This window comes from Neorhizobium sp. BETTINA12A (genome assembly GCF_023006485.1).
Classification (GTDB): Bacteria; Pseudomonadota; Alphaproteobacteria; order Rhizobiales; family Rhizobiaceae; genus Neorhizobium.
The window spans coordinates 1-6,720 of record NZ_JALBGW010000213.1; the positions used below are offsets into that span (position 1 = coordinate 1).

Here is a 6,720-nt window from a genome sequence, read left to right on the forward strand (position 1 = left end):
CGGCCCGCGCCCCCAGCCCGGTCCGCGCACCACGCCGGTCCTCAATCCGTTCAACCCGACGTCTTCAGAGACCTGAGCCATGCTGCATGATGCTGTGGTCAATCTCGGTCCCTGGAGCTGGTGGATTTTAGGCGTCGTCCTGTTGTGTGCCGAACTCGCGGCACCAGGCGTCTTCCTGATCTGGATCGGCGCGGCCGCAATCGTCATCGGCGCGCTGTCTCTGGCGCTCTGGGACGCGGCCTTCTGGAGCTGGCACGTCCAGCTTCTGCTCTTCGCGGTGCTTTCCGGCGCCTTCGCGCTGGCCGGCCGCCGTTTCTATGCCAGCCGCAACCAGGCGACCGATGAACCCAACCTCAACCGGCGTGGCGAAAGCCTGGTCGGCCGCACTGCAACGCTGCACGAACCGATCGCCGAGGGGCGCGGCCGCATCCGGCTCGACGATACATGGTGGTCGGTGATGGGACCGGATCTGCCGGCCGGCACGCAGGTGAAGGTCGTGGCGGCAAGCGGCCGAGACCTGAAGGTCGAAGCGGCCTAGTTTCGCCGGACAGAAGCGGCTTGGAGCCTAGCTCGATATCAAGCCACGCCGACGCGCAGCAGGTCATGAAAGTGAACGATGCCGATCGGCTTACGCTCTTCGTCGACGACGAGCAGCGCGCCGATGCTGTGCTTGTTGAGCAGCGCCATGGCCTTGGTGGCGAGCGTTTCCTTGCTAATGGTCTTCGGATTACGCGTCATCACCTCATCGACCCGCGTCTCGCGCAGGTCGAGATGAAGGTGCCGGGAAATATCGCCATCGCTGATGAAGCCGCAGAGCCTGCCATCCTCGTCGACTATGCCGACGCAGCCGAAGCGCTTGCGCGACAGTTCCTCGATCGCCTCCAGCATAAGGACGCCCTTTTTGACCAGAGGCATGCGATCGCCGGTATGCATCAGATCGCCGACATGGCTGAGCATCGCCCCGAGCTTGCCGCCCGGATGATAGACGCGGAAATCGGTTGCCGAAAAACCGCGCGCTTCGAGCAGCGCCACGGCAAGCGCATCGCCCATCGCAAGCTGCATCAGCGTCGACGTGGTCGGCGCCAGGCCGTGCGGGCAGGCTTCCTGTTCCTTGGGCAACAGCAGGACGACATCGGCCTCGCGGGCCAGCGTCGAAACCTCGCCTGACGTCATGGCGATCAGCGGAATGGAGAAGCGACGGGTGAAGGAAACGATGCCCTGCAGCTCGGCCGTCTCGCCGCTCCAGGACAGAGCCAACACCACGTCCCCCGAGCCGATCATGCCGAGATCGCCGTGATTGGCTTCGACGGGATGCACGAAGAAGGAGGGCGTGCCCGTCGAGGCGAGGCTGGCAGCGATCTTGCGGCCGATATGTCCGCTCTTGCCGATGCCGGTCACGACCACCCTGCCGTCGATGTCGCCGATCAGTTCCGCAGCCTTGCGGAAGGCTTCGCCGAGGCCGTTCCGAAGCGCCAGCTCCAGCGCATTAAGCCCTTGTTTCCCGAAGGAAATTGTCCTCAAGGCGGAATCGACAAGGTCGTTCTCGACCAGTTGCAAAGCTCTCTTGATCATGGGCAAGGCTTAACGCTTTTCGCCCACCAAGTCTATCGGCTTCGGGCCGGGGCCACGAAGTTGGCCGCTGCCATAGCGTCGCAACCAAACGTTAACCACATGGCTTTACGTTTGGGTAAGCATTTGCGATTGCCCGGGCAGGCCTATGAAGATCATCACAACGACAGGCGGGACGCGCCAGAGGCGCCGGACGGCACTCGGCCTTCTGCTGGCCTGTTCGGCGCTTGTCTCGCCCGCAGCCGCCCAGACCCGCAACGTGTTTCCGCCGCAGAGCGGCTCTCTTCCATCGGTCACAGACACCAGTTCGCCCGCGTCGAATCCCGCTTCCGGCGCGGCGTTGAGAGGCAATACCTCGGCGCAGCCGTCCGCCAGTGCCGCCGACGACCAGAATCAGGATGACCCGAATGTCGCGACCGGCACCACGCCCGGCCGCAACCGTGCGGCAACCCAGGAGCCTCCCTATGAGGACGACCTGAACCAGCCCCATGAAGAGCCGCTCGACCGTGGCGCCGAGCCGGTCGAGACCCAGGAACAGCCCCGCGAACCGGGTGATCCAACTGGCATCCGGATGGGCAGCTTCCTGCTCCGTCCTTCGATCAATCAGGGTATCAACACCGAGATCCGCCGCTCGAGCGGCACCAAGATCCGCCGCGATTATCTGTCGACGGCGATCCGAGGCACGCTGACCTCCGACTGGTCGCGCCATTCGTTGACGATCACCGGCGAAGGCACGCTGGAGCGCAATCTCGGCAGCAGCAGCCAAGGCGAACAGCCGGAAGCGAACATCAATGCCGACCTGCGGCTCGATCTCTCCAACGATACGGTCGCCCATGTCACCGGCGGCTACAAATTCTCCCGGGAGAACGATTACGATCCGAACGCGCTCGGCGGCGCATCGACCCAGTCGGGCGTCCATGAATTCACCGGCGGCGCCTCCGTCCAGCGCGACTTCGGCAAGATCCGCGGCACGGCCGCACTCGACCTTTCCCGCGCCTCCTATACGGATGCGAAGCTCTCCGACGGCACGATCGTCAGCATGAAGGATCGCAACCGGACCGGCATCGACGGCCGCCTGCGGCTTGGCTACGAACTGTCGCCGGCGCTCGTCCCCTATGTGGAAGTGGCGACCGGCCACACGTTCTATGACCTCAGGCACGACAATTCCGGTTATGCCCGTTCGTCGCAGAGCTATGCCGCACGCACCGGCGTCGAATTCGATCTTGGCGAAAAGCTGCGCGGCGAAATCGGCACCGGTTACGAAGTCGTCGATTACGAGGACGACCGCCTGAAATCGGTCGGCGCGGTCACCTTCAGCGGCAGCGCCACCTGGTCGCCGCAGCGCGGCACCAATATCGATCTCGGCCTGCGCACCACGGTGCAGGATTCGACCACGCCCGGCCAGAGCGGCTGGGTCGAATACCGCGCGACGGCAGCCTTGACCCATGAGATGCGCGACAACCTCATCGCCCGGCTGACCGGCAGCTCGACGCTGCGCAATTTCCCGAGCGGCGGCCCAAGCGATGAAACCGTCTGGATCGGCGGTGCAGGCCTCACCTGGGCGATCAACCGCTACCTCGACCTGACCGGCGACGTCGAATACGAACAGGCGGGCGGCGGCGGCACCAACGACAAGATCGTCCGCGCCGGCGTCGGCCTCACCTTGAAGCGTTAGGCTTTCGTTCGACCGGTAATCCATTCCATCAGCGCATTCTGCGCATGCAGCAGGAAGGCTTTCGCCGGCGTGCTCTGGCAGGCCGCGTGCGTCATCGCATCCGCTGTGACTTCCTGTCCGCGCGCCACCGGCGGACAGGGGATGAAGATCGCATCGGGACGGCAGCGATCGAGAACCGCCGCCGAGATCTGGTAATCCGCAAGCATGCTTTCAGCGACGCCGCCCGGCCAGCTATCCGTGAAGATGACATCCGCATCCTCAACTTCGCGCATATCCGTGCTCAGCCGGAAATTGTCATTGAGCAGTGCCGTGTCGCTCACATGCCAATCGTCCGGATAAACCTGTACCACCTCGATCGGCAGCGAGATCGACGCCTCCACCCAGGACCGCAGAATATTGGCATCGGGCGCCAAGCCGACGATCTTCAGCCCCTCGATACCGCCTCTTTTGGCACCAATATAGGCAAGGTCTCCGAGCGTCTCGCAAGGATGGTTCGATCGCGTCCGGGCATTGATGACCGGTGCCCGGACGTATGCCGCAAGCTCCCGGAGCGACGTGAGTTCCGGCGTGCGGATGACAACCATGTCGAACCAGTTGTCGAGATAACCCGCCAGGTCGGCGATCGTCTCACGCCCGCCGAGGCTCGCCGGCACATGTGCGCAAATGCCGCCCATCGCCTGGATGCCGAGATCGAAAGCTGTCGTATTGCGCCAGCCGCCGTCATCGACGATCAACGCGACCCGACGGCCCTCGAGGCTTTTCGGCATCCGCCGCTCCCGCCACGCTTCGGCAAGCACGCCGGCGCGTTCGAGGATCGCCGCTATGGCATCCGCCGAAAAATCGTGGAATTCCAGAAAATCGAGACCCGCAGAGACAGCCATGGCACCCGGCACCGTGAAAAACAAAACCCCTCATAGCAGGACCATGAGGGGTTTGCGTGACGTCCGGACCGGCAAATCGCCGGTCGGAAAGATTTACTTCAGCGAGGCGAGCAGCGCCTTCATCGGTCCTTCGATTGCAGGACGGATATCGGCGCGCTGCAGGGCGAAGGCGAGGTTTGCCAGGATGAAGCCGTCCTTGGCGCCGCAGTCGAACGTGTCGCCCTTGAACGGATAGGCGGCGAATTCCTGAGCCTTGGCGAGCGTCAGCATGCCGTCGGTGAGCTGGATCTCGTTGCCGGCGCCGCGTTCCTGGGTTTCCAGGATCTTGAAGATCTCCGGCTGCAGGATGTAGCGGCCGTTGATGTAGAGGTTGGACGGTGCCGTGCCTTTGGCGGGCTTTTCGACCATCTGGGTGATCTTGAAACCTTCGCCAACCGGCGCGCCGATGCCGACGATGCCGTATTTATGCGCCTGGTCCGGATCGCATTCCTGCACCGCGACGACGTTGCCACCGCTCTCTGCATAAAGATCGACCATGCCCTTCAGGCAACCCTTGCCACCGGCCATGATCATGTCCGGAAGCAGGACCGCGAAAGGCTCGTTGCCGACGATGTCGCGGGCGCACCAGACCGCATGGCCAAGCCCGAGCGGCACCTGCTGGCGCGTGAAGCTGGCGGTGCCGGCAACCGGCAGAAGGCCGGCGAGCAGGGTCAGCTCGGCATTCTTGTTGCGCTCGCGCAGCATCTGCTCCAGCTCGTACTGAATGTCGAAATAGTCTTCGATGACCCCCTTGCCGCGACCCGTCACGAAAACGAAGTGCTCGATCCCGGCTTCGGCCGCCTCATCCACGACGTACTGGATGACCGGCTTGTCGACCACGGTCAGCATTTCCTTCGGCACTGCCTTGGTCGCGGGCAGGAAGCGCGTGCCCAGACCTGCTACCGGAAACACTGCCTTACGGATCTTTTGTTGTTGTGCCACTCACGCCTCCTGAAAGCACGTCATTGTGCGAATATTCAAATCTCGGCATCTAATGACGAATTGCTACCGTTTCGCAAAGACTGCCGTGGGTCCGGTTTCTATGGTAAAGAATTTGTTGACCCAATCCTGTTATTACATCGTTAAGCCGCATGCCACTCTTGCCGCAAGGCTTGGTAAAAAGAAGACTGGACCCGACTGCCGATGAAGACCCTTCGCACCAACCTCTTTCGAGGGTTTGCCTTCTCCCTGATCGCCGGGCTCGCCGCGGCGGCCATGCCGATAGATGCTCAGGCAGACGCCGGTTTCAAGGCGTGGATCGTTAAATTCTACGATACCGCCGCCAAGAGCGGAATCACCCGTTCCACCTATGAGAAAGCGTTCGCCGGTGTCAGCGAACCCGATCAGGAAGTGCTTGAGAAGGCGAACTATCAGCCCGAATTCACGTCCAGGATCTGGGATTACCTCGACAGCCGCGTGAACCCTTATACCGTCAAGATCGGCCGCGAGATGGCGGCCAAGCATGGCTCGACGCTTGCCGCACTGGAACGCCATTTCGGCGTCGACAAGAACATCCTGCTCGCCATCTGGTCGATGGAATCCAACTACGGCGCTGCGCTCGAAAAACCCGAGCGCCTGCACCACGTGCCGCAGGCGCTCGCCACACTTGCCTGGGGCGATCCCAAGCGTGCCAAGTTCGCCCGCACCCAGCTGATCGCAGCGCTCAAGATCCTGCAGTCGGGCGATATCACCCCCAAGCAGCTGACCGGCTCCTGGGCCGGCGCCATGGGCCATACTCAGTTCATCCCGACCAGTTACCTGCTCTACGCGGTCGACGCGGACGGCAACGGCAAGCGCGACATCTGGCATTCGGTCCCGGATGCGCTCGCCACGTCCGCCAACCTGCTCGCCAAGAACGGCTGGCAGAGCGGAAAGACCTGGGGTTATGAAACCGTGCTTCCGGCCAATGGCACCCGCTACGAAGGCCAGACCAAGGCGCTCGGCGAATGGGCGAAGCTCGGTTTCGCCCGCCCGAACGGCAAAAGTTTCCCGCGCGGCGCCGACAGGGCAACGCTGAAGATGATGGCCGGCGAGAGTGGACCGGCCTTCCTGATGCTCGGCAATTTCTTCACCGTGAAGAAATACAACGCCGCCGACAGCTACGCGCTGGCCGTCGGCCTGCTCGCCGACGAGATCGCCGGCTTCGGCGGCGTCCAGCAGAGCTGGCCGCGTCCCGACGGCACGCTCGACATCAAGCAGAAGTTCGAACTGCAGAACCGCATGAAGCAACTCGGTTATTACGAGGGCGAAGTCGACGGCAATTTCGGCTCCGGCTCGAAGGCTGCGATCTCGGCAATCCAGAAACGCCTCGGCATGCAGCAGAGCGGCGAGCCGTCGAAGTCGCTTCTCGAAGCTTTGCGTTGACAAGAAGGTGCTTCGCGCCACATCGTTTACATGGAATCTCCCGCAAGCGTGCGGGATGGCGGAGACATGAAGGCTTTGCATAAATCCGGGCGAAAAGAGGCCGGCTGCAACGGGGCCGGGCTGAACGAGCCCCTGCGGAGCAGAGGATGGGCACGTTTGGCTCTCCTCCTCCTCGCGGTGCTGCTCGCCCTG

6 protein-coding genes are annotated in these 6,720 nt (G+C 63.0%); 3 read left to right on the plus strand and 3 right to left on the minus strand.

Translation table 11 applies throughout. The features are described from left to right. The first annotated feature begins 79 nt into the window (after positions 1-79). Positions 80-538: an NfeD family protein gene (locus tag MOV61_RS27215; RefSeq protein ID WP_247138824.1), complete on the plus strand. Its 459-nt coding sequence runs from the start codon at positions 80-82 to the stop codon at positions 536-538. A 38-nt stretch (positions 539-576) separates the two neighbouring features. Here the strand turns inward: MOV61_RS27215 and MOV61_RS27220 are convergent, their stop codons facing one another. Continuing rightward, entirely contained in the window at positions 577-1,572 is a 996-nt protein-coding gene (locus MOV61_RS27220; RefSeq protein ID WP_247138825.1) for an SIS domain-containing protein, read from the minus strand. 145 nt (positions 1,573-1,717) lie between these two features. Between MOV61_RS27220 and MOV61_RS27225 the strand changes: the two genes are divergently transcribed. Next, on the plus strand, positions 1,718-3,244 hold the full coding sequence (locus MOV61_RS27225) for an outer membrane beta-barrel protein (protein ID WP_247138826.1): 1,527 nt from the start codon (positions 1,718-1,720) through the stop codon (positions 3,242-3,244). Here the strand turns inward: MOV61_RS27225 and MOV61_RS27230 are convergent. Continuing rightward, positions 3,241-4,125 carry an ornithine carbamoyltransferase gene (locus MOV61_RS27230; RefSeq protein ID WP_247138827.1) on the minus strand — a complete coding sequence of 295 codons (885 nt, stop codon included), beginning with the start codon at positions 4,123-4,125 and terminating at the stop codon, positions 3,241-3,243. The two genes, MOV61_RS27225 and MOV61_RS27230, sit on opposite strands and share 4 nt — an antisense overlap. A 93-nt stretch (positions 4,126-4,218) precedes the next feature. Next, the gene (galU, locus tag MOV61_RS27235; RefSeq protein ID WP_038545092.1) at positions 4,219-5,106 is read right to left on the minus strand and encodes a UTP--glucose-1-phosphate uridylyltransferase GalU; all 888 of its coding nucleotides are present in this window, start codon (positions 5,104-5,106) and stop codon (positions 4,219-4,221) included. 201 nt (positions 5,107-5,307) lie between these two features. On the opposite strand from galU, the gene MOV61_RS27240 reads away from it, so the two are divergent. After that, complete coding sequence (locus tag MOV61_RS27240) at positions 5,308-6,528, plus strand: lytic murein transglycosylase (RefSeq protein ID WP_408962439.1); 1,221 nt, start codon at positions 5,308-5,310, stop codon at positions 6,526-6,528. Positions 6,529-6,720 lie beyond the last annotated feature (192 nt).

Bases quoted from the DNA above. Each gene is read 5' to 3' on its own strand.
- MOV61_RS27215 (WP_247138824.1), top strand. From the start codon at position 80: ATGCTGCATGATGCTGTGGTCAATCTCGGTCCCTGGAGCTGGTGGATT.
- MOV61_RS27225 (WP_247138826.1), top strand. From the start codon at position 1,718: ATGAAGATCATCACAACGACAGGCGGGACGCGCCAGAGGCGCCGGACG.
- MOV61_RS27220 (WP_247138825.1), bottom strand. From the start codon at position 1,572: ATGATCAAGAGAGCTTTGCAACTGGTCGAGAACGACCTTGTCGATTCC.
- MOV61_RS27230 (WP_247138827.1), bottom strand. From the start codon at position 4,125: ATGGCTGTCTCTGCGGGTCTCGATTTTCTGGAATTCCACGATTTTTCG.
- MOV61_RS27240 (WP_408962439.1), top strand. From the start codon at position 5,308: ATGAAGACCCTTCGCACCAACCTCTTTCGAGGGTTTGCCTTCTCCCTG.